Source organism: Microbacterium alkaliflavum (assembly GCF_044325405.1).
In the GTDB taxonomy this organism is placed as follows: domain Bacteria; phylum Actinomycetota; class Actinomycetes; order Actinomycetales; family Microbacteriaceae; genus Microbacterium; species Microbacterium alkaliflavum.
This window is the reverse complement of record NZ_JBIQWL010000001.1, coordinates 53,196-77,210: the sequence shown is the minus strand read 5'-3', so window position 1 is coordinate 77,210 and position 24,015 is coordinate 53,196. Positions and strand designations below refer to the sequence as shown.

Below are 24,015 nucleotides of genomic sequence, written 5' to 3'. Positions count from 1 at the left end.
CAGTCCCCGACCACCTCGGTGCGCGCATGAGCGCGCGGCCCGAGGCATCCCGTTCCAAGGTGTCGCTCGCGTCGCTGGCGCGGCAGAAGGAGCGGGGCGAGCCGATCGTCATGGTCACGGCGTACGACTACCCCAGCGCCCAGATCGCCGACGCCGCGGGCGTCGACATCGTGCTCGTGGGCGACTCGGGTGCCATGACGGTGCTCGGCTACGACAGCACGGTGCCCATCACGGTCGAGGAGATGCTCGTGCTCACCTCGGCCGTGCGTCGAGGGCTGACGGCACCGCTGCTCGTGGCGGACCTGCCGTTCGGCTCGTACGAGCTCTCCGACGAGCAGGCTGTCGCGACAGCGCAGCGCTTCGTCAAGACGACCGGCTGCGACGCCGTCAAGGTCGAGCGCGGCGGCACGACCGTCGATCGCGCCCGCGCGATCGTCGCAGCCGGCATCCCCGTCATGGGCCACGTCGGGCTCACGCCGCAGACTGCGGTGTCGATCGGCGGCTATCGCTCTCAGGGCCGCACCGCCGAGGCCGGCCTCGAGCTCGCCCGCAGCGCGCTCGCCCTGCAGAACGCGGGATGCTTCGCCCTCGTGTTCGAGGCGATCCCGTCGGACGTCGCCGACCTCATCACGCCGACGCTCGACATCCCGGTCATCGGCATCGGCGCCGGGCCAGGGACCGACGGGCAGGTGCTCGTGTTCCACGACCTCCTCGGCATCTGGGACGGCCAGCCCGCACGATTCGTCAAGCGCTACGCCGATCTGCGCAGTGACATGGTCGCGGGCGTCTCCGCGTACGCCGCCGATGTGCGCTCGCACGCCTACCCCGCGCCGGAGCACGGCTACTCGACGACCCCCGACGAGGTGGCCAGGCTGCGCGAGCTGCTCGGCGATCAGCCGACGACCGTGACGGAGTAGCCCCCGGCATCCTTCCGCTCAGGATCGGTGTGGGCGAACCGCAGCAGGTGCGCCCAGGGACCACCGTCGGCGAGCGCGGCTGCGAGATCGTGCGCCGAGAGTCCCTTGAGTCCCCAGAGCTGCTGCATGCCTTCGAGGAGCGCCTCGCCGGGCTCGCCCTTGACGACGACGCCGAGCTTGTCGAAGCGGTCGGGCCCCATCCGCTCGATGAGCCGGCGGGTCGCGAGCGGCGTCGCGAACGGGTGCGGGGCCGCGCGGTCGCCGAGCGCCGCGCCCAGATCCTGACGGCCGAGCCGGCCGGCGGCGCTCGGCGGGTTCAGGGCTCCCGGCCGATCGTGACCCGCGAGCCGGTCGTGCGCGCCGAGCCGACCGGCGACACCGGGTCGGTCCTCGTGTCTGACCAGCCCCAGTTCGACCGCCAGCGCCCAGACCCGGGCGCTGTCGGCGACAAGCCAGCCCCGGTCGGTCAGGAACATCGTGAGCAGGTGCGTGCCCGCGGCGCCTATCCCGACGCCGAGCCGAATCTCCTTCGGGGCGCGGAGCCGCGCAGCGGGGCCGAACTCGGTGCGGGCGTCGCCGAGGGCGTGCAGGAGCGGCATGACCGCCGCACCGCCGTGCACGAGCTCGAGCGTCCCGGTCTTGGTGACGAGCGCGCCGAGGCCGAAGAAGAGCGCCTTCGCGTCGTCGCTGCCGGCGAGGATCTGCAGGTTGCGCTGACCCACGTGGCGGTCGTGGTTGGCGTCGAGGGCACCGCCCCACGCATCCAGGGGGCATGACGCGCTCGCCATGAGGCACTCGTGCCCCGTGAGGTCGGAGGGGATGTCCCACGTCTCGGCGAGCTCGACGAGCTGCACCGCGCCCGGCCGCGTGCGGTCGTCGAGGTTGACCATCGCGCCGCCGATGAGGTGCGGCTGGTACGCCGGGTTGCTGGGGTCGCCGCCGAAGAAGCCCGGATTCACGTACCAGGCCCGCACGTGCACGCCGATGGCGGGGAGGAGGCCGAGGTTCCAGACGCGCACGAAGACGCGGTAGCGCCGTCCCGCCGTCGGGCTCGCCACGAGCTGCGCCGGGGTGAACGGGCCGGTGTAGGCCGCGTCGATGAGGAGGATGTCGGGCGACTCCCAGCACGGGATCGGGGGCCACGTCGGCCGCGCACCGCGATCGCCGGGGCTGTACGCCCGGATCAGGAGGTACGGGTAGACGTCCTCCCGGTGCGGGCGCCGCTCCTTGCCGATCTCGCGGATGAGTCCCTGCGCGGCATCCCGGTTGTCGGTGTTGGGCTTCCAGTTGGGATCGAGGTCGCCCTTCGGCGTGTCCTCGTGACCGAACGAGCCAGGCGGATTGTCACCGCGCTGCGCGGCATCCTCCTTCTCGGAGAGGACGGGATGCTGCTGGTCGTCGTCGCGGGCCATGGCTCATCCCCTCCCCTGCAGGCGCTCACGCCAGGACGGGTCGGTGTTGGGATCGTGGTCGCCCTGCTTGATGCACGTCGCGGGGCCCGGGCCGGGGACATAGTGCACATTGAGGTCCTGCGACTCGATGTACCAGCGGTTCGGCTGGGCCGGGAAGTCGTGGTCGGCGTGGAAGAGCTGCGGCGACGTGCACGGCAGCGGATAGCTGTAGTCCTCTCCGCCGACCGGGTTGACGTCGGGGACGGCGATGCTCTTGCTGCGGTCCCAGTCCCACGTATGCCATGCGTAGCCCCGATCGGAGTCGAGGTTGAAGTCGGGCACCGAGTACTCCGCGGCCCCCGCCGTCGCATCGGCGGCCATGCGCCCCACGAGGTAGACGCCGTAGTCGACGGGGCCGCCGAGATGCTGGTCGAGCGGCAGATGCATGTTCAGCGTGCTCTCGGTGTCGACCGGCGTCCCCGCCTTCTCGAGGTCGCCGCGTGCGCCGTCGTGCCCGGCGAGCGCCGAGAGGAGGATCGTCGACTGCGCGCCGACGACGTAAGGTCCGACGTGCGTCGCGGCGCCCTCCTGCGCGACCCCGGCGCCGGCCTGGTTCGTGAGCGGATACCGCCACGGCGCGACCCACTCCGATGCCTTGAAGACATCGCCCGCAGCGTCTGCCCGATAGCGCAGCGGCGCCGTGAGCCCGAGCGCTCCCGTGAGGTCGGGCCGGCCGATCGCCGACGGGAGGTCGCGCACGATCCCGCGAGGGTAGGCGTGGTCGAGGCCCTGCGCGTCGGTCGGGTTCAGCCGTCCTGACGGCTCGGTGACGGGCGGCTGAGAGGTCGGCATGCCCATCGGGTTGTCGAGCGCGGACCCGATGTCGTAGGTGCCCTCGCGGCCGAGCGTCGTGAGACCCGGGTTGATCTCGCCGGGCTTCGGCATTGCGAACGCCGACATGACCAGGGCGCGTCGAGCGAGGAGGTAGAGGTTCCACGCAGGCACGATGACCGCCCAGTAGACGACCTCCCGCGCGGGGAAGGTCGTGATGTCGACGATGAGGCCGGGCAGCACTGTCACGAGCCATACGACGACCTGTGCGAGGTAGACGATCCACGCGAACAGAGCGAGCAGGAGGTCGAGGAGCGTGAACGAGTCGTCGTCGTCGACGTCGGCGCCGCGCGCGGGGTCGTCGTCGATCCCCGAGCCGCCGCCTCCCGGCGGCGTCGGGAACGAGTGGTCGGTGAAGACGCTCGGCGGCGGCGGCAGGCGCAGGCTGATCGCGTCGGAGCTCGTCATCTTGAGGTACCGGTAGACGAGCTCCCACATCTCGGCCATGGCAGCCTCGTTGGGACGCCCGTCGGGTTGCCCCGTCACGGGGTCGGTCGCCGAGAACGGCGGGTCCTGCATGAGGATGTGCGGGCCGTCGGCACCGTACACGTCCTCCATCGCCTCGAGCAGCCCCTCCATGAGGTGATCGGGCAGCGGCCCCGTGTCGAGGTCGAAGAACGTGTGCCGGTGCGCCGTGGCGGTCGGGCCGTCGCCGTTGTCGTAGGCCGGGAACCCGGTCCAGTAGTCATATGCGGGGGCATCGTCCCGCCCGTTGTAGGGCGCGTCGTCGCGGTGCCGGAACGCGAGGCGGAAGTGCAGCGCCGATGTGCCGTACTCGCCGTACAGCGGGCCGGGATGCCGCGCCCCGTAGTTCTCCGAGTCCATGTGGTTCTCGACGAGGTGATGGCGCTGCCAGTGGTCGCGGTACGGCCCGCCCGCCTTCGCGTTCGTGAAGGGATGCCCCGTCACATCCGTCGCGCAGTGCGACAGCCACCCCACCGCGAACGCGACGCGGGCTTCGGCATCCATCCGCTCGTCATCCGTGGATGCCGCGGCGAAGGCGTCCTGCGCCTGCTGGAACAGCACGTACGGAAACTGGTACGTGCGCCGGTAGTGGAACATGTCCGACCAGTAGAACGCGTCGTCGCCGAAGCCCTGCGGGACACCCGACGTGAGCACGCCGAACCAGTCGCCCATCTCGGCGAGGAGGCCCTTGAACGCCGACATGATCGCCGATGTGAGCTCGTCGAGCACCTGCGCGAGCTGCGTCGACAAGCCGCCGGTCAGCTGCGATGCGAGCTGCGAGTTGTTGGTCGAGATCGGGTCGATCCAGGTCTCCCACTTGCCGACGAACTCGGAGTCGACGACCTCCCACACGTCGAGCGCCCACTGCACGATCTGGCGGATCACCTGACCCGTCGTGTTCTTGAAGTCGGGCAGCAGGTAGAACACGTCGGGGCCGAGCGACCCCAGCGCGAGGTAGTTGCGCCACGTATGGCAATGCTCGCCGATGATCTGGGCGTCGGCAGCGCTGACGGGGAATCCCGCCGGGATGTCGCCGTCGCGGAGCCTCTTCGCGGTGTCGTGCGCCGCTTCGAGATGGACATACCAACCGGGCATCGCCGCCTCCTTGCCCCCGCAGAAAGTGCGCAGGCCCGGCCGGTCGACACCGACAGGACCGGCGCCAGGGTATTGCGCGGCCGAGGGGCGCACAAGGCCACGGCTCGCGGATCAGGTCGCGGCATCCATCGGGTGCCTCGCCCGCACTTCCGAGAGCGTGACGATCGCGAGGACCGTCACCGCCATCGCCGCCACCGCCCACACGGCGGGGATGACGAGGGCGAGGACTCCGACGATGAGCGGCAGGACGATGGCGGGGATCGCCCACGGCAGCACGCGGCTCCACGGCGTTCCGTAGCGCAACGAGATCGCCGCGTTGGTGCCGTAGAAGAGCATGACGCCGCCGGCGAGGGATGCCGCCGCCGACGGCGGAAGCGCGGATTCGGGATGCTCCACCCCGAGCGAGAGGGCACCGCCGAGCAGCATGATGCCGGCCACCAGGACGAACGGGAGGAACGCGACGGTCTCGACGACGCCGCGCGCGTCGCCGCGCGCGACGAGCTGCTCGAGCCCGGTGCGCATCGCGTCGATGCCGAAGAGGAACATCGCCCACGCCAGACCTGCGACGATCACGAAGGCGAGCACGGCGACGAGAGCCGACAACGGCGTGAGCTCGTCGGTGAGCGCGACGACGATCGAGAACACCGACTCGCCCAGTGCGATGATGACGAGCGTGCCGAACCGGTCGGCGAGGTGCTCGATGTTGATCGCGCCGAGCCGCCGCAGCAGGCCGGGGGACGACACGACCAGCAGCGTGATCTCGATGACGATCGCCAGCGCCCACAGCGCGAAGCGGAACGGCGACGGCGTGAACGCCGACACCAGCCAGATGACCGCTGTGCCGCCGTTGTACGCGAGGATCCGCACGCGTGAGGCGACGCCCGTGTTCCAGCTGCGCCGCACCCACAGCACGAGGAGCACGAGGCGCAGCGCAGCGTTGCCGAGGGCGAAGAGCCAGGCGAGCTCGCCGACCGCTTCGGGCGCGGCGACGGCCATGACGCCGACCGCGGCCATCGCGGCGAGCATGTAGCCGGCGAGCGCGCGGCGCGAGAGTCCCTCCTGGATGTTGACGGTGAACGTCAGGTTGACCCACGACCACCACACCGAGGCGAACAGAGCGAGGAACACGGCGAGCGCGGTGAACGTCGGCTCGTGATGCATCGTCAGCGACAGCTGCTGGACCAGCGCGATGAAGCCGAGATCGAAGAACAGCTCCATCCAGTCCGCGCGCGAGGCATCCCGTTCCTGGATGCGCAGAGACGCATGGCGGCGTTGCATGCGACCATCATGCCCGCGGTGGTCCGACACTGGCCTCGATCGTGTCGCACGGGGATAATCTGCCGTGACGGGATCAGCGCCTCATGGAGGAGTGAAGGATGGCGTTCCGAAGCATCAGTACCCTCCAGGCCTGGGTCGAGGAGTTCGAGAAGCTCGGGTACCCTGTGGGCGGTGTCATCCGCGTGATCCCGCAGGATGGCGATGCGGGCGCCGACACGGGTCTGGTGGCGATGCGGGTGATGGACTCCCCCACCGAGATCTACCTCGAGCCGCCGCATTCCGAGGAAGCGGAGTGGACGATCACGTTCGAGCCGCGGATGGAGCAGGTGACGCTGCGAGCGTCGGCCGTGAAGGGGATCGCGAGCGAGATGGCGACGCTCTCCGCGCTCTGCGCGTTCCTGCAGCAGAAGTCGGAGGCGCCCGAGCCCTGGCACGAGGGCTGATCCGGACCAGTCGTCTTCCGGTCCCCGAGCTTGTCGAGGGGTCGACTCATCACCCGCGAGGACCCCCGGTCCCCGAGCTTGCCGAGGGGCCGACTCGTCACGCGCGAGGAACGTCCACGAAGCCACGGCCCAGTCGCGATCCCCGAGCTTGTCGAGGGGTCGACTCATCACCCGCGAGGACCCCCGGTCCCCGAGCTTGCCGAGGGGCCGACTCGTCACGCGCGAGGAACGTCCACGAAGCCACGGCCCAGTCGCGATCCCCGAGCTTGTCGAGGGGTCGGCTCCTCACCAGCGTGGAGCGCGGGGCGTGCAGCTGCGATCGCTACGGGTCATGTTCGTCGTCGGATGGTGTCGAGCAGGCGGGTGGGGGAGGTGGTGACGGGTCGCCATCGCATGGTGTTGTCGTACCATTTGGCGGCTTGGACTTCGGGGACGCCGTGGTTCATCCGGATCTTCCAGATGCCGTCGTCGATGAACCGGTGATGGGACCAGCAGAGCAGCACCCCGTTGTCGGTGTGGGTCGGCCCGCCGTTGGCGTGGTCGGTGACGTGGTGGACCTCGCACCAGGCGGCGGGGACGCCGCAGCCGGGGATGATGCAGTTCCCGTCGCGCAGGCCGATCGCGCGACGCTGATGCTTGTTGAACACGCGCTGCTCGGTGCCGATCTTGAGGATCCGGCCCCTGTCATCCAGGACGACGCGTTGGATGACGCCCGCGCAGCCGGCGTGCCGCGCCGCGGCCGGTGAGACGGGTTCGTCGGTGCCGTCCACGTGCGCCCACCCGGTGTCGTCGACGAGGTCTTCTTCGCGCACCGAGATGAGCAGGGTGGGCGCGGCACCCCCGATCGTGGGGAGCAGTTCGCTGGAGGCGGCGACGGTGAGCGCGGTGGCCAGTGCGTCGTGGTGCTGCTGTGCGGTGGTGCGCCGGTCGGGTAGGAACGGGTCGGTGTTCGGGTCGTCGGGGTGAAACCTCACCCCGGGTTGGGTGCGGGGGGAGTCGACAGCGGTGCAGATCCGCTGGAACTGCGCCGCGACCTCCGGCAGCAGGGCCCCGCTGATCGGGACGACCCCGTCCGTGACACGGCCCAGCCGGACGCCGCGGAGCCGGAGCGCGCGTTCCTCACGGGGTTCCGCGCCGTCCTGGTCGAGCACCGCCGACCACGCCAGGGCTTGGATGCGGAGCAGGTCCGCGCACGCCGGCGGCGCCCCGTCCGGCCCCACCCCCCGTGCTTCCGCGGCCAGCACCGCGTCGGCGGCGAGGAGATCCTCCACCGCGACCCGGTCACCCATCGCCTCCAGCGGTCCCGCCACGGCCAGCAGGCCGTCCACCCCGACCTCCCCGTCGATCAGCGCGTCCCGCATCGCCGGCAACCGGGCCGGGAGCGGCTCCCCGTCCAGGCGCTGCTCGACCAGCACGGACTTCGCCGCCTTCTGCACCCGTGCGACCGAGGCGGAGGCCATCCGGGTGAGCCGCTGCACCAGCTCCGACACGTCGTGGCATCCCATCCGGGTCGTCAACCGCAGGTCCCGCTCCGGCGTCCGCGAACGCCGCACGACCTCACCGGTCGACTCGATCAGGAGCGCGTCGACCAGCCGCGCCAACTCCCCCGTGACACGCAACGCATCGGCCAGATCCGTGTCGGAGGAGCCCCGGATCGCCCCGTCCCGCAGTCCCTCGGCAGCGCACGCGCGGAGCTGCTCGACCGTGTCGCGGAGGTCGGCGAGGAGGGCTTCCATACGACTATTCTGCCCAGGGCCACCGACATTCCCGGGGCCGTTTTTGGCCCCTCCATCGGGGATTTCCTGATCCCGATCGCGCGGTGTCCGAGGTGCCGCACCCCGGGTTCCTCGTGGGTGTCGGCGTCGACGCTTCGACAGGCTCAGCGACCGGGACGGGGCGACCCGTGAATTCGGCCGCCGAGCCTGCCCAGGGTCAGCACGGCGGCGATATCCGGGGTTTGCGCCAGATCTCAGGGGCGACGCGTCGACAGGCTCAGCGCCGCAAATGACCGGTCTCGAAACCACGGCTCTCCACAGCCGGGATCGCGTGAGCGGAACGGCCTCCCGGTGATGGGAGAGTGGGATCACCAAGCCGGACGGGGGCCCGCGATCACGACGCACGACCAGCTGCCCGACGAGTTCGCCGACCTCGTGGAGTTGATGGATGAGGCGCCCGAGGGCGGCGTCGATCCCCTGCTCCGAACAGCCCGCCGTCGTCGCGGCCTGATCGTCGCCGCGATCGTCATCGCGGTCGTGCTCGTCGCGACGGGCGGCTACACGGGCTGGGCGCTCACCGCGCCGCCGCCCGTACCTGTCGTGCAGACCCAGGACCCCTCCGTGCCCAGGCCGGCCGCCGCCGCTCTCGCGCTGCCGGCGCAAGGCGCTTCGGCGATCGCCGTCACGGGTGCCGACGAGTACCTCGGACCGGCCACCGGCGCCCCGTGGGCGACGAGCGGCACCGACGACCCGCGGCCGATCGCCAGCATCAGCAAGCTGATCACCGCCCTCGTCATCCTCGACGCGAAGCCGCTCGCCGACGCCGACGACCCGGGCCCGACGATCTGGTTCGACAAGGCCGCCCACGACCTGTACGACAAGTACTACGTCATGGGTGCGACGATCGCCGCGATGCCGATCGGCAGCTCGATGTCCGAGCGTGACGCCCTCGCGACGATGCTCATCCCCTCGGCCTGCAACTACGCGGAGGCGGTGTCGACGTGGGCGTTCGGCTCGCAGAGCGGCTTCCTCGACGCGACGCGCAGATGGCTGGGCGCGAACGGGCTCACCGGCACCACGATCGTCGAGCCGACCGGCATCAGCCCGCGCAACTCGAGCACCCCCAGCGACCTCATGAAGATCGGTGCGCTCGCGGCCGCGCAGCCCACGATCGAGAAGATCGCCGCGACCTCGTCCCTGTCGCTGCCCGGCCCCGGATTCATGGCCAACACCAACGATCTGCTCGGCAGCGACGGGGTTACGGGGCTGAAGACCGGCAACCTCGGGGCGGGCAACTTCAACCTGCTGTACACGGCATCGCTCGACGTGGGCGCGGCGCAACCCCTCAGCGTCACGGGCGTCCTGCTCGGCGGCGCCACCCACGACGCGGTCAACCGCGACGTCGTGGCGCTGCTCGACAGCATCCGCGCGGGCTTCCGCACTGTCCCGCTCGCCACGGCGGGTCAGCCGGTCGGATCGTTCACGACCCCCTGGGGGTCGAGGGCCCGCATGGTGATCGCCGAGAACGCCTCGATCTTCACGTGGTCCGATACGCCGATCACGCGGACGATGACCACGCGGACTCCCACCGCCTACGAAGACGACGAGGTGATCGGCAGCATCACCTGGACGGCCGGCCCGAACACGACGAGCGTCCCCATCGAGATCGAAGGGACGATCGCGCCGCCCACCGAGTGGTGGCGCCTCACCCACCCGCTCGAGCTCGGGGCGGAATAGCCGCGAAGAGAGGTCTTGCGGCCGTGGTCGCGGAGTGCGATTCTGCAGGTAATTCCTCAAGTGAGGAATTACCTGGCCCGAAGGACGCACATGTCCGCACCCAGCCCTGGAGCCTCCCCGGACTTCGACGACGTCCTGGTGCTTGATCTCGCGCAGCTGTCGGCCGCCGATCTTCCCGCCGTCGGCGGCAAGGCGGCGAACCTCGGCGAGCTGATCCGCGCCGGCTTCGACGTGCCGCCGGGCTTCTGCCTCACGACGGAGGCGTATCGCCTCGCGGTCCGCGGAACGACCGTCGAAGACGGCACCGCCACGGATGCCTCGGCAGCCCGCGACGCCGTGCTCGGCGCGCCGTTCCCGCCCGAGGTCGCAGAGGCCGTGCGCAGCGCCTACGCGAGGTTGGAGCCCGACGGCGGCCCGGTCGCCGTGCGGTCCTCGGCCACGGCCGAAGACCTCCCCGGCGCGAGCTTCGCCGGCCAGCAGGACACGTACCTCGACGTCGCGGGCATCGACGACGTGCTCGACGCCGTGCACCGATGCTGGGCATCGCTGTGGACCGATCGCGCCGTCGCCTATCGCGCCGCGCAGGGCATCGACGGCGCGGGAGTCGCGCTGGCGGTCGTCGTGCAGCGGATGGTGGATGCCGCCTCCGCGGGCGTGCTGTTCACCGCCGATCCTGTGACCGGGCGGCGTCGCCAGGCCGTGCTCGATGCTGCGCGCGGCCTCGGCGACGCCGTCGTCTCGGGATCCGTCGACCCCGACCACTTCGTCGTCGACACTGCGACGGGGAGGATCCTCGAGCGCCGGCGCGGCGGCACGCTGGAGTCCGCCAGCGTGACCGACGAAGAGGTGCAGACCCTGGCGGCGCTCGGCGATCGGGTCGAGGGGGCGTTCGGCAGTCCGCAGGACATCGAATGGGCGATGGATGCCGGCGGGCACGCGTGGCTGACGCAGTCGCGCCCGATCACGACGCTGTTCCCCGTACCGGTGCGCGACGTGCCGAAGCCGGCCGACGAGGCTCGCGTCTACTTCTGCATCAGCCTCGCGCAGGGCCTGCACCGGCCGATCACGCCGATGGGGATCGCGGCGTTCCGCGTGATCGGCTCGGGGTTCCTCGACCTCATCGGCCGCCGCCCCGAGCGCATCGCCGACGGACCGGGCGCTTTCGCCGTCGGCGGCGACCGGATCTTCCTCGACGCAACACCCATCGTGCGCTCGGCGGCCGGCCGCGAGATCTTCCCACGCGCCCTCGACGTCATGGAGGCCCGCTCGGCGGTCGTACTCCGGCGGCTCTTCGACGATCCCCGATTCTCGGTGCTGCCCCGGTCGCGGCGGCGATTCGCGCGTGGATTCCTCCACCTCGCGGCCCGCATCCGGCTGCCGCTGCTCGTCGGTCAGGCGCTCTTCAGTCCGGCGGCCGCGCAGCGCCGCGTGCGGCGGCTCGAGGAGGAGATCCGCCAGCGGAGCGTGCCGGAGGGCGGTGACATCCCGACGCGCGTCGACGGCGTCATCGATCTCCTCTTCACGATGATGCCGCTCGCGCCCCGCAGCCTGCCTGGCGCCGTCGCCGGCTTCGCGATGCTCGGACTCGCGCGGCGGCTGCTGCGCGGATCGGTGCAGCCCGGCGAACTGCAGACCGTGCTGCGGAGCGTGCCCGACAATGTGACGACGGAGATGGACCTCGCGCTGTGGCGGATCGCGGCGCATGCACGTGACGACGCAGATTCCGCGTCGGCGCTCGAGATGCAGTCCGCGCGTCAGCTCGCCGAGGGCTACCGTGCCGGCATCCTGCCTCTCGTCCTGCAGCGCGATATGACGAGATTCCTCTCCCGCTACGGGCATCGCGCGGTCGCCGAGATCGACCTCGGCATGCCGCGCTGGTCGGAGGATCCCGCCCACCTGTTCGGCGTGCTGTCGGGCTATCTGCGCCTCGACCCCGACGCCGACTCGCCGGAGCGCCACTTCGCCGATGGCGCGCACGCCGCCCGCGCGATGGCGCTCTCGCTGATCGGCCGAGCGCGACGGCGCGGGCCGCTCCGGGGCGCCGCCGTCGGGTTCTCCCTGCGCCGTGCCCGGGCGCTGGTCGGCATGCGCGAGATGCCCAAGTTCCTCGTCATGATCGGTCTCGGCAAGGCGCGCGCGGCGATGCTCCGCATCGGCGCAGAGCTCGCCGACGCCGGCGCGATCGCGGAGCCCGCCGACGTGTTCTTCCTCGACTTCGACGAGACGAAGCGCGCCGCCGCAGGCGAAGACCTGCGCGGGACGGTCGCGGAGCGCAGGGCGAGCTACGACGCCGAGCTGGGGCGCCGCCACATCCCCCGCATGCTTCTGTCGGACGGCACCGAGCCGGAGGCGATCGGCTCCGCCTCGACGGCGTCCGAGGGATCCCTCCGCGGCACGCCGGCGTCAGCGGGGACGGTCACGGCACCGGCCCGCGTCATCCTCGATCCCGTCGACGCGCACCTCGAGCCCGGCGAGATCCTCATTGCGCCCTCGACCGACCCGGGTTGGACGCCGCTGTTCCTCACGGCGGGCGGCCTCGTGATGGAGATGGGCGGCGCCAACAGTCACGGCGCCGTCGTCGCGCGGGAGTACGGCATCCCGGCGGTCGTCGGCGTGCCGGGCGCGACGGAGGCGATCTCCACGGGCGCGGAGGTGACCGTCGACGGCGCCAGCGGCGTCGTCAGCGTTCAGTCCTGACGACGCGAGCGGCGCCGCCACCCTTCAGGTCACGGCGCCGCGACGCGCGTCAGCAGGCGGGCTCAGCCCGGGCCCATGCCTCCGCAGCCACCCCACGTGCCGTGGCGGTCACCGGCGACGTTGTCGACCGTGAGCACGTCTCCGCCGAGCGTCACGATGTACGCCGTCTCCCCGGCGAACGAGAGCGACGTGGGCAGGTCGAGCCCGGTCACGATCGGCGTGAACGTGCCGTTGCCATTGACGCGCAGCAGCTCGCCGCTGTTCGGAAGACCCGGCGAACCCGGCTCGACCATCCCCGGCGAGTCGCCCTGCGACAAGGCGTAGAGCCCGCACGAGGCGGCTTCGACATCGACGACGAGGCTGTAGCCGACCGCCACGGTGCGCTCGACGGGATTGTTCACGTTGACGGCGACGACGCGGCCGTCCGCCGGGTTGTACGGGACGGGGCCCGCCTCGGCCACGTAGAGCTTGGAGCCGTCGAGCTGCAGGCCGGTCGGCACGATGTTCGCGTACTGGGCGACTTCGCGCACGGAACCGTCGAGCCCGGCGAACAGCAGCCGGTTGTGGTGGCCGTCGCTGACGAGGAATCCGCCCTGGTACGGCACGAAGGCGTACTGCAGGCCGCTCGGCACGAAATAATCCGTGTCGGGCGGGTTCTCGCGCGACCACGTGTCGGTGTCCGCGATCATCGTCCGGTGGGTGGCGTCGTCGATCCGGAAGATGCCCCCGATGGAGTTGCCGCCGACCTCAGGCCCGACGACGCTCACGAGGGCATACGCGCTGTCCCCGATGAACGTGACGTCGAACACACCGCCCGGCCCCGTGACCGGGAAGCCTGTCGCGAAGTTCGACATGGCCCCGCTCCCCGTGTCGACGCGCACGATCCGGCCGCCGGCCCGGTCGGCGACGTACAGTGCTCCGTCGGGTCCGATCACGCTTCCGATCGGACCTGTCAGCCCCGCGGCGAGCTCTTCGGCGACCGGCGGTGGCGCTGATCCGGGCGGAGCCGCGCTCGCAGCCGCCGGGATGAGCATCGTGGGAACGAGTGCAATCGTCATGATCGCGGCGACGATCGCCGCGCGCTTGGCATTCATGTCCGGATTCCCCTTCTTCGCGGAGTCGCGGTCGCACTGCCCCCGGGGGCCTTACGACCCTGGAGTGCTGCGCGGCGGAACATGAATGATGCTGCGACGGCAGCACCGCCCCAGCCTCCTCCTGGCCGCGAATGCCGTCAAGACTGTCCGGTTACGGCGGGATGCCCGTGCCTCTAACCTCGAAGCTGTGCCAGCACCTCGGCGTCCCCGGTCCCGGTGCACTCCGCGATGCATCCGTTCGTCACGCGGTACATCGCGAACTCGGCGACGTTGACGTGCCGGCGAGTGGGCGGGATGCCGCGGAACGGCCCGGTGTGCGTGCCGCCGGCTCGCAGGTGCGCGGCGATGCGGTCGTCCTCCACGATGAGCTGGATGCGCCGCCACTGCCAGTCGGGGAAGGCGTGGAAGAGGTCGACCAGGTCGGCGAGCCACGCGTCGACACCGCCGGGCAGGTGAGCGCGGCGCACCGTAGGAGCGATGAAAGAGCGTATCCGGTCGAGATCGTGGCGGTTGCAGGCGTCGAGGTAATCACCGAACCACTCGCGCATCTCCCACGGCTCCATCGCTCCCATTATGGGCAGGGCCGAGCGAGACCTGGGCCGGTCTGGAAGTCATGCTTGTACTCTACCTAGCCCCTAGGTAGAGTACGACTGTGACCCCGAAGCCTCCGCGCATGACGATCAGCATGCAGCTCGTGCTCCACGCGCTGCTGCTCGACCCGAGCGCAGAGCTGTACGGCCTCGAGATCGGCGCCGCGGCGGGACTGCCGAGCGGCACCGTCCACCCGATCCTGGCTCGCCTCGAGGGGCTGGGCTGGGTCACCTCCCGCTGGGAGGACATCGACCCCTCGGTCGAAGGCCGGCCGCCGCGGCGCTATTACAAGCTCGACGCGAACGGCGAAGTCGCCGCGCGGAACGCCTTGGCCAAGGCCTATCAGTCGCGGCGCGCGCCGCAGACCTCGCTCATCCCGCGCCCGGGGCAATGAGGAGCGTCACGTCATGCCTGAGAAGACGGCACCCCGGCTCGAACGCCCGGCGTTCGTCCCTCGGGCGCTCGTCGCGCTGACCTGTCAGGTGCTGCCCGGAGGAAGGCTTCGCACTCGCTATCGGCAGGAGCTGACGGCTGAGCTGTACGGGATGCCGCGGGTCCGTCAGACCGGCTACGCGCTCCAGCTCCTGGCGAGTTCCTGGTCGCTCCGCCGAGCGACGGCCGATCCCACGCGAGAGAGGAGATCCATGCTCACAATCCTTCGCAGCAAGCCGCTGCTGTGCCTGCTGAACGTGCATCACTACTGGCTGAAGCAGAGTGCCGAGGACGGGACTGTGTATGAGCGCTGCGCCCTGTGCGGCAAGGATCGGCCGGAGCATCCCATGTACGGGAATCCGTTCCTCGGGGGCTCGTGACGCTGCTCAGGCCATCACGAGATGGCGGTGGTCGACGATGACCAGCGCGATCTCGCGGAGTCCGTCGAGATACCGCGTGCCGTGGTGCGCGCAATAGGCGACCGAGCGCCCTGAGGGGAGTTCGGCGAACACGAAGGCCTCGACGCGCGCGCCGGTGCCGGCGCAGGTGTCGCAGTATTCGGGGGCTTGCGTCTCGACGCTGTCGCGGTAGCGATCGACGATGTCGACCGGGGGCTCGTCCATGAGTGCACCTCTTCTGTCTCGCGGCTGCTGCGCCGCTTGCTGATGCACTTCATGAGTCGGAACGGAGCGGTTCTGATACGCCGACCGATCACTGTTCCGGCCGGCGATGGCCGTCGGCCGAGGCCTCGCCTCAGTCGTTCAGCGTTGTGGTGCGGGATGCTCCACCACGACGTCGCGCTGCGGCCCGTAGTGCAGCGGAGAGGCGACGAACGCCACGACAGCGACCAGCGCGAGCGCCGTCACGATGACGCAGACGCGGGCCGAGACAGCCGCGGCGCGATCGGCGAGACGGCGGCGCAGGACCGCGAAGACACCCCAGCCGATGAGGCCGCCGGCTGTGTTGACGATCAGATCGGTGGTGTCGAAGCTCCCCGTCGAGATCAGGTGCTGGGTGGACTCGAGCACGAGGCTGGCGCCCAACATGACCCCGCCCGCCTTCCACCACGTCCAGGTCGGAGCGAGCGCGCCCAGGAACAGCCCGAAGGGCACGAAGATCGCGAGGTTGATGAGCACCTCGATCGGTGCACTGGCGCCCAAGTCGCCGCTCGCGACGAAGGGCAGCAGCTTGATCGGCCGGAGGAGGCCGGCGGCCGCACCGATCCACGGCACCTCGAGCTTCCACAGCACGACCCACGCCAGCAGCACGAGATACACGACGAGGGCCGGCATCAGCATCCTGTTGCGATGCGCAACCGACTGCGGGCTCGAAGAAGGCACAGGGCATCTTCCCGTGCGTCGAGTGTGGATGCCCTGAACGCGCCGGGTCAGGTGGGGTCGGAGTTCATCTCCCAGTTCTTCGGGGAGCGCCACAGGGCGCTGGTGGTGAGGGAGCGGATCATCTCCATCTCCTTGGGGAGGCGGTTGTAGAGCTTCATGAACAGCTCTTCCACGTCCAGGAGTTCGGCGGTCCAGTCGACGCGGTTGATCGCCATGCAGGAGAAGAAGTCCTGCTCGGAGAAGTCCAGGCCGTCCCAAGTGAGGTCCTCGTAGCGGGGCATCCATCCCAGGGGGCTCTCGATGCCCAGCGCCCGGCCGCGGGAGCGGGCCACGATCCACTGCAGCACGCGCATGTTCTCGCCGAACCCGGGCCAGAGGAACTTGCCGTCCTCGTCGCGGCGGAACCAGTTCACCTCGAAGATCCGGGGAGGGTTGCGGACCGTGCGGCCCAGCGCGAGCCAGTGGTTGACGTAGTCGCCCATGTGGTACCCGGAGAACGGGAGCATCGCGAACGGGTCGCGGCGTACGACACCCTGCTTGCCGAACGCAGCGGCGGTGGTCTCCGAGCCCATCGTCGCGGCCATGTACACCCCGAACGCCCAGTTGAAGCTCTGCACCACGAGCGGGATGGTGCCGGCGCGGCGGCCGCCGAACACGAACGCGCGGATCGGCACCCCGGCGGGGTCGTCCCACGACTCGTCCAACGCGGGGTTGAGCGTCGCCGGCGAGGTGAACCGGGAGTTGGGGTGCGCGGCCTTGGTGTCGGACGCGGGCGTCCAGTCGTGGCCCTGCCAGTCGATCAGGTGCTCGGGCGTGGGCCCGTCCATGCCCTCCCACCACACGTCGCCGTCGTCGGTGAGCGCGACGTTGGTGAAGATCGTGTCGGAGCGGATCGACTCCATCGCGTTCGGGTTCGTCGCATACGACGTGCCCGGCGCGACGCCGAAATACCCCGCCTCCGGGTTGATCGCCATCAGCCGGCCGTTCTCCCCCGGCTTGATCCACGCGATGTCGTCACCGACCGTGGTGACCTTCCACCCCTGATCGGTGAACGCGGGCGGGGGCACGAGCATCGCGAAGTTCGTCTTGCCGCACGCGGATGGGAACGCCGCCGCGACGTAGGTCTTCTCCCCCTCCGGATCGGTCACCCCGAGGATCAGCATGTGCTCGGCCAGCCACCCCTCATCCCGCGCCATCGTGGACGCGATCCGCAGCGCGAGGCACTTCTTCCCCAGCAGCGCGTTGCCGCCGTAGCCCGACCCGTACGACCAGATCTCCCGCGACTCGGGGAAGTGCACGATGTACTTCTCCGTCGGATTGCACGGCCACGCGGCATCCTGCTCCCCCTCGGCCAGCGGCGCGCCGACGCTGTGCATGCACGGCACGAACTCCCCATCTGCACCGAGCACCTCGGCCGCCGCACGACCCATCCGCGTCATGATCCGCATGCTCACCACCGCGTACGGCGAGTCCGTGATCTGCACCCCCAACTGCGCGATCGGCGATCCCAGCGGGCCCATGCTGAACGGCACGACATACATCGTCCGGCCCACCATCGACCCCGCGAACAGCCCCCGCAGGATCCCCATCATCGCCCGCGGATCCATCCAGTTGTTCGTCGGCCCGGCATCCTCCTCGCTGCGCGCACAGATGAACGTGCGCTCCTCCACCCGCGCGACATCGCTCGGATCACTCCGCGCCAGGAAGCTCCGCGGCCGCTTCTGCGGATTCAGCCTGATGAAAGCCCCCGACTCGACCAGCTGCTCGCACAGCTCGTCATACTCCGACTGCGAGCCATCGCACCAATGAATATCGGCCGGCTTGCACAGCTCGGCCATCTCGTTCACCCAGGCCACCAGCCCGCGGTGCTCAACCCACTCCGGTGTGTTCATGATGCGAGCCTGCCAAGCCGGATGGCCTCGCACCAGACCGGTGCTGGACTCTGCGATGATTCCGGCATGGGCCCCGAACCCTTCACGATCGCCATCCCGGAGAGCGTGCTGAGCGATCTGCGGGCACGTCTGCGCTCCACGCGCTGGCCCGACGATGCGCCCGGCGAGCCATGGAGCCAAGGCACGGATCTGGCGTACCTCCAGGAGCTGGTCGAGCAATGGGGCGGCCGCTTCGACTGGCGGAGGCAGGAGGCGCGCCTCAACGCGTATCCCCAGTCCACCCTCGACCTCGCGGACGCGCGACTGCACTTCGTCCACGAGCGTCGCGGAAAGCCGGCACTGATGCTGACGCACGGATGGCCGAGTTGCTTCGTGGAGATGCTGCCGCTCGTCGACCGGCTGTCGGAGGAGTTCGACCTCATCGTCCCGTCGATGCCCGGGTACGGCTTCTCGTCCCGGCCCGTGAAGGTGGGGGTCGACGCGGCCTACACCGCAGGACTGTGGCTCGAGCTCATGGACGCCCTCGGCTACGAGCAGTTCGGCGCGGTCGGCGGAGACTTCGGAGCGGCGGTCACGACGCATCTCGCCCTGCGCGCGCCCGAGCGGCTCACCGGCATCCTGCTGACGACCCCGGAGATGCATCCCATGCTCGGCCCCGATTCCGCTCCGTTGACCCAGAGCGAGCGCGCCTACCTCGAGCACGTCGCACGATGGGATGCCACGGAGCGCGGGTACAGCAGCATCCAATCGACCCGCCCCCAGACGCTCGGCTACGGGCTGTCGGATTCACCCGCCGGCATGGCTGCCTGGCTCATCGAGAAGTGGCGGGCGTGGAGCGACAGCGGCGGCGAGGTCGACCGGCACTTCGGCACCGACTTCCTGCTGACGCTGCTCACGCTCTACTGGTGCACGAACTCGATCACGTCGTCGATGCGCGACTACTTCGACGCGCGATGGCACGGCACGCACCTCACGAGCGATGACTACGTGTCGGTTCCCACCGCGATCTCGGTGTTCGCCCACGAGTTCGTCCCCGAGGGCGAGCCGCCGCGGGAGTGGTACGAGCGCCTCTATGACCTCCGGCAGTGGACCGTCGCGCCGCGCGGCGGGCACTTCGCGGCGGCGGAGGAGCCTGACCTGCTCGCGCGCGACATCCGGGCCTTCTTCGGGTGAAGCGCGGCTCCGCCGGTGTGCCGGCGGCTGCTCGCGCGGACCCGTCGCGACGGCGAGCGACCGGATGCCGCGCGCCCGGCGGCCTCCGGCCAGGTCACGGCGTGGGGACAGGGCGGCGGGAGTTCTCCGCAGTCAGGTAGAGGTCGATGAGCTTCGAGTCGTCCCGTCGGCCCCACCCGCGCTCCCGCGCGCGACCGAAACGCTCGGCGGCCACCTCGGCGAGGGGAACGAGCGATGCGGCCTCGCGGGCGGCATCGAGGACGAGCGACGTGTCCTTGACGAAGATGTCGATCGCGCTGAGCACGGGCGGCTCGTCGACGGCCAGCATCCGGGGACCACGATCGCTGAGCATGAACGAGGATGCCGCGCCGTGCTGGATCGCACCGAGCACCACCTCGGGGTCGAGCCCCAGCGACTCGGCGAAGGCGAGCGCCTCGGCGGCGGCGGCGAGGTGGACGGAGCAGAGGAGCTGATTCACGAGCTTGACGGCCTGGCCGTCGCCCACCGCAGGACCACAGTGGGCGACCGTCTTCGACATCGCCTGCAGCACGGGCTGGGCAGCCGCGATCGCCGCCTCGGATCCGCCGGCGAGGATCGTCAACTCGGCAGTCTCGGCGCGGGCGACTCCCCCAGTGACGGGAGCGTCGACGATGTGCAGGCCGCGCCCCTCGAGCCGTGCGGCGACCGCCCGGACGGCCTCGACGCCGACGGAGGCCATCACGATGAGCGTCTGGCCGGCCCGAAGCTCCGGCTCCGCCCCGTCCTCGCCGAAGAGGACGGTGTCGAGCTGCACCGGCGTCGCCACCATGACCACGAGGACGTCGGCCCGCTCGGCGACCTCTCGAGGCGAGCGCGCGACATGTGCGCCGAGCATCGCAAGTGCATCCAGCCGCGCGGTGTCGACGTCGAAGACGGTCACGGGGCCGATCGCGAGTGCGTGACGAGCCATCGGCGAACCCATGGCCCCCACGCCGATGAATCCGACGGCCAGGACGTCGCCGTCTTCTTCGGGAGAGAACTTCATACTGCTAATTGTCGACATTTATTCGTCAGCTGTCAAGAAGACATCTGGCTTCAGTGCTGCGGGGGAAGCCGCTCAGGCGACGGGCAGCTTGTCGCCGAGGTAGCGCGAGGCGAATTCGTCCATGTGGGTCATCACGACTTCGCGCACCCGTGACTCATCCCCGGATGCGATCGCATCGGCGATCACGACGTGCTCGGCGTACCGCATCCGCCCGAATGCCTTTGCGGGCCCGGCCGCGATGATCATCATCTCGATCTGGCCGATGAGCTGTCGCCACGACGTGAGGAGGGTCGCATTGCCCGTGAGTCGGCACAGCAGTTCATGGAACCCCAGGTCGGACTCGAGCTGAGCGGCGAAGTCGAGCGACTCGTCCTGCAGCGGTGCCAGCGCGGTGCGCAGGCGGTCGGCGAGCTCCTCGCGATCGTCCCTGCTCGCGAGCTTCGTCGCGGCGAGAACCTCGAGCGCGGCGCGCACATCGAAGACGTCACCGATCTCACTCGCGGTCATCTCACGGACGAGCATGTGGCCGCGTCCGTCGTCGACAAGCAGCCCCTCCGCCTCGAGGGGGCGGAGCGCTTCCCGGACGGTGCCCCGGCTGACGTTCAGCTCGTCGGCGAGCTTCGTCTCGACGACATGCTCGCCGGGAGCGAGATCCCCCGCGATGATCGCCTGCCGCACGTAGGCGGTGCAGCGCTGACGGAGAGTCCGCTTGTCGAAGGCGACCGGTGCGGCCATGATGTATCTCCCCACGCGGGACAGACTGAATGTCGACATTCTTTCATGGTCATCACGTCAGACCTCTGAGATCGCGTCGAAGAAGCTGCGCTTGATCTCCGAGCTGATCCCCCAGTTCACCGGCACGGCCTGATAGCCGTCGCGATAGTTGCCCAGCGTGGGCTGGGGCGGGAAGACGGTGATCGAGCCGGGGTCGAAGTATCCCCATGACGCGCCCGCGCGGAGCGCTTCAACCATGTGGTTGTGGGGCTGGTCGAAGTCGAAGTGGTCGTCTTCGTTGAACATGATCGGCTTGGGCGTGAACTCGGGCATCGCCTTGACCTGAGCGACCATCTCCGACAGCCGCTCCGGTCGCTCCGTGCCATTGCCGTGCAGCAGCACCCAGTCCGCCTGGCGGAGCACTTCAGCGGTCATGATCGGCTCGATCGCGGCGAAGCTCGTGCTCACGTACAGTCGCCGGCCATCGCGCTCGACGGATTGGGCGAGGGCGATCAGCTCGTGCACGCGATCCCAGCGCATGTTCCGGCTGTGCGTGTACTCCCAGTCGAAGTTGCACTCGTTCGCGATCTCGACCATGACGTTGCGCCAGCCGCCCTCGAGCAGGAACTCTGTTGCCTCCACAGTCGCGCGACGCACGGCATCCTCATCCACCAGGCGCATCTCCTGCCCCTGATAGAAGTAATCCACGATCACGACGAAGCCGAGGCGGTCGGCCTCGTCGAGGATGCGGCGGAGCCGCTCTGCAAAGGCGGGGCGCAGTGCGCCGTCCGAATCGAACCCGCCGCTGTCCCATGGCTGGGTCTCGCTGTAGCCCTGGGGGCTGCCACCCTGGATGCCGATCGTGAAGGCGTCCAGCCCCTTCGCGCGCCACTCCCCCATGGCCGCGAGGAACTCGGCGACGTTGCGCTCGGCATCCCACACCCCCGAATCGGGATACGCCCACTGGGCACGCGTCTCGGGGTTCACGTCGTCGAAGATGCCGTTGATCATCCGGCTGTTGAGCAGGAGGCCGTCAACCGGGATGCCTCGCACCGTGCGTCCCGCGTTCGCGATGACTCCGTCGACCAGGAACGCCTCGCCCGAGATCTCGACCGTCGTCATCAGGCGAACCCTTCCATCGCGTGCGGCCCATAGTGCTCGGTCAGGCTGCGCAGCTCGTCGTCGCTCAGCTCGAGGTCGACGGCGGCGACGGCATCGTCGAGATGCTTGAGCTTCGTCGCACCGACGATCGGCGAGGCGACGACGGGCTGGTGCATCACCCAGGCGAGCGCGACCTGGGCCGGTGCGACACCTCGCTCCTCGGCGATGGCGAAGACGGTCTCGACGATCTTCCGGTCGCCCGCCTCATTCTGGTGATACAGGCTCGGTGCGAGCGGGTCGCTGTCGAACCGGGCGGACTTCTCATCCCACGGGCGCGTGAGCTTGCCGCGCGCGAGAGGGCTCCACGGCAGCGCACCGACGCCCTGGTCGAGGCAGAACGGATACATCTCGCGCTCGTCCTCGCGGGTGAGCAGGTTGTACTGCGCCTGCATGGAGATGAAGGGCGCCCAGCCGTGCATCTTCGCGGTGAACTGCGCCTTCGCGAACTGCCAGGCCCACATCGACGAGGCGCCGAGGTAGCGCACCTTGCCGGCGCGCACGAGGTCGTTCAGCGTCTCGAGGGTCTCCTCCAGCGGCACCGTGTCGTCCCACCGGTGGATCTGGTACAGGTCGATGTAGTCCGTGCCGAGGCGGCGCAGGCTCGCGTCCACCTGCTCGAGGATGTGCCCACGCGACAGGCCGCCGCCGTTCGGGCCGGGGCGCATCGGGAAGTAGACCTTCGTCGCGAGGACGACTTCCTCACGGCGGCAGAAATCCCTGATCGCCTTGCCGACGATCTCCTCGCTGCGCCCGAGCGAGTAGCTATTCGCCGTGTCGAACGAGGTGATCCCCAGCTCGAGCGCCTGGCGGATGAACGCACGGCTCTCCTCCTCGGGCAGGGTCCACCCGTGCGAACCGACATCCGGGTCGCCGTAACTCATGCACCCGAGCGTGACTTTCGAGACCTGCAGCCCGCTCGAGCCGATCGACGTGTACTTCATCGGACGATCTCCCTCTCCTTCTGTTCGATGGCACCGAGGTACAGGGCCGCGGCCATCACTTCGTCTTCCTTGGATGCGTAGGGGCTGTTCTGCGTCTCCAGCTCGAGCACGACGTCTCCCGAGAAGTCGCTCGCGCGCACCTGGTGCAGAAACGCGGCGAAATCGACGCGGCCCGCGCCGATCACGCGGCGGACGTCGCCCGACGCCGCATCGCGCAGATGCACGATGCCGATGCGGTCGGCGAATCGATCCCAGCCCGCGACGACCGATTCGTCGGCCGCCTCGACATGCGACACGTCGTAAGCGAGCTCGATCGCCGGGTCGAGCGCGGCCAGGAGCTGCTCGGCGCGCTCCAGGCTGTGGATCGGCCGGCCGAAGTACGGCGCCTCGACCGCGAGCCTCACGCCGGCGGCGCGCGCGCTCGCAGCCACGCCGTTCAACGCATCCGCCATCCGCGAGATCTGCGGATCCGCCGGCGGCGCGGCGGTCTTCTCGCCGCACGGCAGCACCAGCAGCGGCAGCTCGGCCTCGCCGAGGAACCCCAGCAGACCGTCGATCCGGCGCCGCACGTCCTCAGCATCATCGAAGCCGTCGAACGAGCCCGGGTCGGCGTTCACACTCGCGCCGCGCAGTCCGGACCGCCGGAAGACCTCCGCCGCCGCGCGGAGGTCAGCGGTGCTCCCGTTCACGGGCACATGCTCGCAGAGCCCCCGCAGGCCAACGAGATCGAGGGAGTCGAATCCGAGCCGCTTCGCGACCTCGAGTGCCTGCGCGAAGTCGTAGCCCCTCAGGCAGACCGACGAGATCGTGTACTCCGAGACCCGGGGACCGGCGACGGAGGACCCCCGGTCGACCAGGTGTGCGTTGTGTGTCATGCGCTTCTTCCGTGAACCGATCCCGCTCGGTCGTCGAGCGGGATATGTCCATGGTACCGGAAGAATGTTGACAAAAAAATACCGACATACGCCGAGTCGACCACACGCGCCGGTGGGACCGGCGCGCATCATCGCGCCCGAGCCGAGTG

The 24,015-nt window shown here is 69.9% G+C and carries 21 protein-coding genes; 7 read left to right on the top strand and 14 right to left on the bottom strand.

Annotated elements, in window-relative coordinates:
* Nucleotides 1-26 precede the first annotated feature (26 nt).
* Complete coding sequence (panB, locus tag ACH3VR_RS00360; protein WP_396638762.1) at nucleotides 27-917, top strand: 3-methyl-2-oxobutanoate hydroxymethyltransferase; 891 nt, start codon at nucleotides 27-29, stop codon at nucleotides 915-917.
* On the opposite strand, the gene ACH3VR_RS00355 is transcribed toward panB, so the two are convergent.
* From ACH3VR_RS00355 to ACH3VR_RS00345, 3 genes are all read right to left on the bottom strand, one after another.
* On the bottom strand, nucleotides 893-2,329 hold the full coding sequence (locus ACH3VR_RS00355) for a hypothetical protein (protein WP_396638761.1): 1,437 nt from the start codon (nucleotides 2,327-2,329) through the stop codon (nucleotides 893-895). The genes panB and ACH3VR_RS00355 overlap by 25 nt on opposite strands.
* A 3-nt stretch (nucleotides 2,330-2,332) precedes the next feature.
* A complete protein-coding gene (locus ACH3VR_RS00350; RefSeq protein ID WP_396638760.1) occupies nucleotides 2,333-4,759 on the bottom strand; it encodes a zinc dependent phospholipase C family protein in 2,427 nt (808 codons plus the stop codon).
* 111 nt (nucleotides 4,760-4,870) lie between these two features.
* Nucleotides 4,871-6,037 carry a low temperature requirement protein A gene (locus ACH3VR_RS00345; protein WP_396638759.1) on the bottom strand — a complete coding sequence of 389 codons (1,167 nt, stop codon included), beginning with the start codon at nucleotides 6,035-6,037 and terminating at the stop codon, nucleotides 4,871-4,873.
* 98 nt (nucleotides 6,038-6,135) lie between these two features.
* On the opposite strand from ACH3VR_RS00345, the gene ACH3VR_RS00340 reads away from it, so the two are divergent.
* Nucleotides 6,136-6,480, top strand: coding sequence for a hypothetical protein (locus ACH3VR_RS00340; protein ID WP_396638758.1), 345 nt, complete (start codon nucleotides 6,136-6,138; stop codon nucleotides 6,478-6,480).
* Between the two features lie 329 nt (nucleotides 6,481-6,809).
* Here ACH3VR_RS00340 and ACH3VR_RS00335 read toward each other — a convergent pair whose 3' ends face one another.
* The gene (locus tag ACH3VR_RS00335; RefSeq protein ID WP_396638757.1) at nucleotides 6,810-8,081 is read right to left on the bottom strand and encodes an HNH endonuclease signature motif containing protein; all 1,272 of its coding nucleotides are present in this window, start codon (nucleotides 8,079-8,081) and stop codon (nucleotides 6,810-6,812) included.
* Nucleotides 8,082-8,549: 468 nt separating this feature from the next.
* On the opposite strand from ACH3VR_RS00335, the gene ACH3VR_RS00330 reads away from it, so the two are divergent.
* Complete coding sequence (locus tag ACH3VR_RS00330) at nucleotides 8,550-9,932, top strand: D-alanyl-D-alanine carboxypeptidase family protein (RefSeq protein WP_396638756.1); 1,383 nt, start codon at nucleotides 8,550-8,552, stop codon at nucleotides 9,930-9,932.
* 90 nt (nucleotides 9,933-10,022) lie between these two features.
* Nucleotides 10,023-12,629: a PEP/pyruvate-binding domain-containing protein gene (locus ACH3VR_RS00325; protein ID WP_396638755.1), complete on the top strand. Its 2,607-nt coding sequence runs from the start codon at nucleotides 10,023-10,025 to the stop codon at nucleotides 12,627-12,629.
* A 62-nt stretch (nucleotides 12,630-12,691) separates the two neighbouring features.
* Here ACH3VR_RS00325 and ACH3VR_RS00320 read toward each other — a convergent pair whose 3' ends face one another.
* Both ACH3VR_RS00320 and ACH3VR_RS00315 read right to left on the bottom strand, forming a co-directional pair.
* Nucleotides 12,692-13,723 (bottom strand): ScyD/ScyE family protein, encoded by a 1,032-nt coding sequence (locus tag ACH3VR_RS00320; protein WP_396638754.1) that lies wholly within the window; start codon nucleotides 13,721-13,723, stop codon nucleotides 12,692-12,694.
* A gap of 173 nt (nucleotides 13,724-13,896) precedes the next feature.
* A complete protein-coding gene (locus ACH3VR_RS00315; RefSeq protein WP_396638753.1) occupies nucleotides 13,897-14,286 on the bottom strand; it encodes an ester cyclase in 390 nt (129 codons plus the stop codon).
* Nucleotides 14,287-14,375: 89 nt separating this feature from the next.
* Between ACH3VR_RS00315 and ACH3VR_RS00310 the strand changes: the two genes are divergently transcribed.
* Nucleotides 14,376-14,708: a PadR family transcriptional regulator gene (locus ACH3VR_RS00310; RefSeq protein WP_396638752.1), complete on the top strand. Its 333-nt coding sequence runs from the start codon at nucleotides 14,376-14,378 to the stop codon at nucleotides 14,706-14,708.
* 13 nt (nucleotides 14,709-14,721) lie between these two features.
* On the top strand, nucleotides 14,722-15,126 hold the full coding sequence (locus ACH3VR_RS00305) for a hypothetical protein (RefSeq protein ID WP_396638751.1): 405 nt from the start codon (nucleotides 14,722-14,724) through the stop codon (nucleotides 15,124-15,126).
* Between the two features lie 6 nt (nucleotides 15,127-15,132).
* Here ACH3VR_RS00305 and ACH3VR_RS00300 read toward each other — a convergent pair whose 3' ends face one another.
* The 3 genes from ACH3VR_RS00300 to ACH3VR_RS00290 form a co-directional block, all read right to left on the bottom strand.
* Nucleotides 15,133-15,369, bottom strand: a complete 237-nt coding sequence (locus ACH3VR_RS00300; RefSeq protein WP_396638750.1) for a DUF7455 domain-containing protein — start codon at nucleotides 15,367-15,369, stop codon at nucleotides 15,133-15,135.
* A 138-nt stretch (nucleotides 15,370-15,507) separates the two neighbouring features.
* Entirely contained in the window at nucleotides 15,508-16,038 is a 531-nt protein-coding gene (locus ACH3VR_RS00295; RefSeq protein WP_396638749.1) for a VanZ family protein, read from the bottom strand.
* Between the two features lie 95 nt (nucleotides 16,039-16,133).
* Nucleotides 16,134-17,978, bottom strand: coding sequence for a phosphoenolpyruvate carboxykinase (GTP) (locus ACH3VR_RS00290; protein ID WP_396638748.1), 1,845 nt, complete (start codon nucleotides 17,976-17,978; stop codon nucleotides 16,134-16,136).
* A 66-nt stretch (nucleotides 17,979-18,044) separates the two neighbouring features.
* Here ACH3VR_RS00290 and ACH3VR_RS00285 point away from each other — a divergent pair, with 66 nt between their 5' ends.
* The gene (locus ACH3VR_RS00285; protein ID WP_396638747.1) at nucleotides 18,045-19,151 is read left to right on the top strand and encodes an epoxide hydrolase family protein; all 1,107 of its coding nucleotides are present in this window, start codon (nucleotides 18,045-18,047) and stop codon (nucleotides 19,149-19,151) included.
* Nucleotides 19,152-19,245: 94 nt separating this feature from the next.
* Here the strand turns inward: ACH3VR_RS00285 and ACH3VR_RS00280 are convergent, their stop codons facing one another.
* The 5 genes from ACH3VR_RS00280 to ACH3VR_RS00260 all read right to left on the bottom strand — a co-directional run bounded on the left by ACH3VR_RS00280 (nucleotide 19,246) and on the right by ACH3VR_RS00260 (nucleotide 23,866).
* The gene (locus ACH3VR_RS00280) at nucleotides 19,246-20,175 is read right to left on the bottom strand and encodes an NAD(P)-dependent oxidoreductase (protein WP_396638746.1); all 930 of its coding nucleotides are present in this window, start codon (nucleotides 20,173-20,175) and stop codon (nucleotides 19,246-19,248) included.
* 72 nt (nucleotides 20,176-20,247) lie between these two features.
* The gene (locus tag ACH3VR_RS00275) at nucleotides 20,248-20,910 is read right to left on the bottom strand and encodes a GntR family transcriptional regulator (protein ID WP_396638745.1); all 663 of its coding nucleotides are present in this window, start codon (nucleotides 20,908-20,910) and stop codon (nucleotides 20,248-20,250) included.
* A 57-nt stretch (nucleotides 20,911-20,967) separates the two neighbouring features.
* Complete coding sequence (locus tag ACH3VR_RS00270; protein WP_396638744.1) at nucleotides 20,968-22,011, bottom strand: hypothetical protein; 1,044 nt, start codon at nucleotides 22,009-22,011, stop codon at nucleotides 20,968-20,970.
* On the bottom strand, nucleotides 22,011-22,991 hold the full coding sequence (locus ACH3VR_RS00265; protein ID WP_396638743.1) for an aldo/keto reductase: 981 nt from the start codon (nucleotides 22,989-22,991) through the stop codon (nucleotides 22,011-22,013). The genes ACH3VR_RS00270 and ACH3VR_RS00265 overlap by 1 nt, the downstream gene beginning before the upstream one ends.
* Nucleotides 22,988-23,866, bottom strand: coding sequence for a sugar phosphate isomerase/epimerase family protein (locus tag ACH3VR_RS00260; protein ID WP_396638742.1), 879 nt, complete (start codon nucleotides 23,864-23,866; stop codon nucleotides 22,988-22,990). The genes ACH3VR_RS00265 and ACH3VR_RS00260 overlap by 4 nt, the downstream gene beginning before the upstream one ends.
* Nucleotides 23,867-24,015 lie beyond the last annotated feature (149 nt).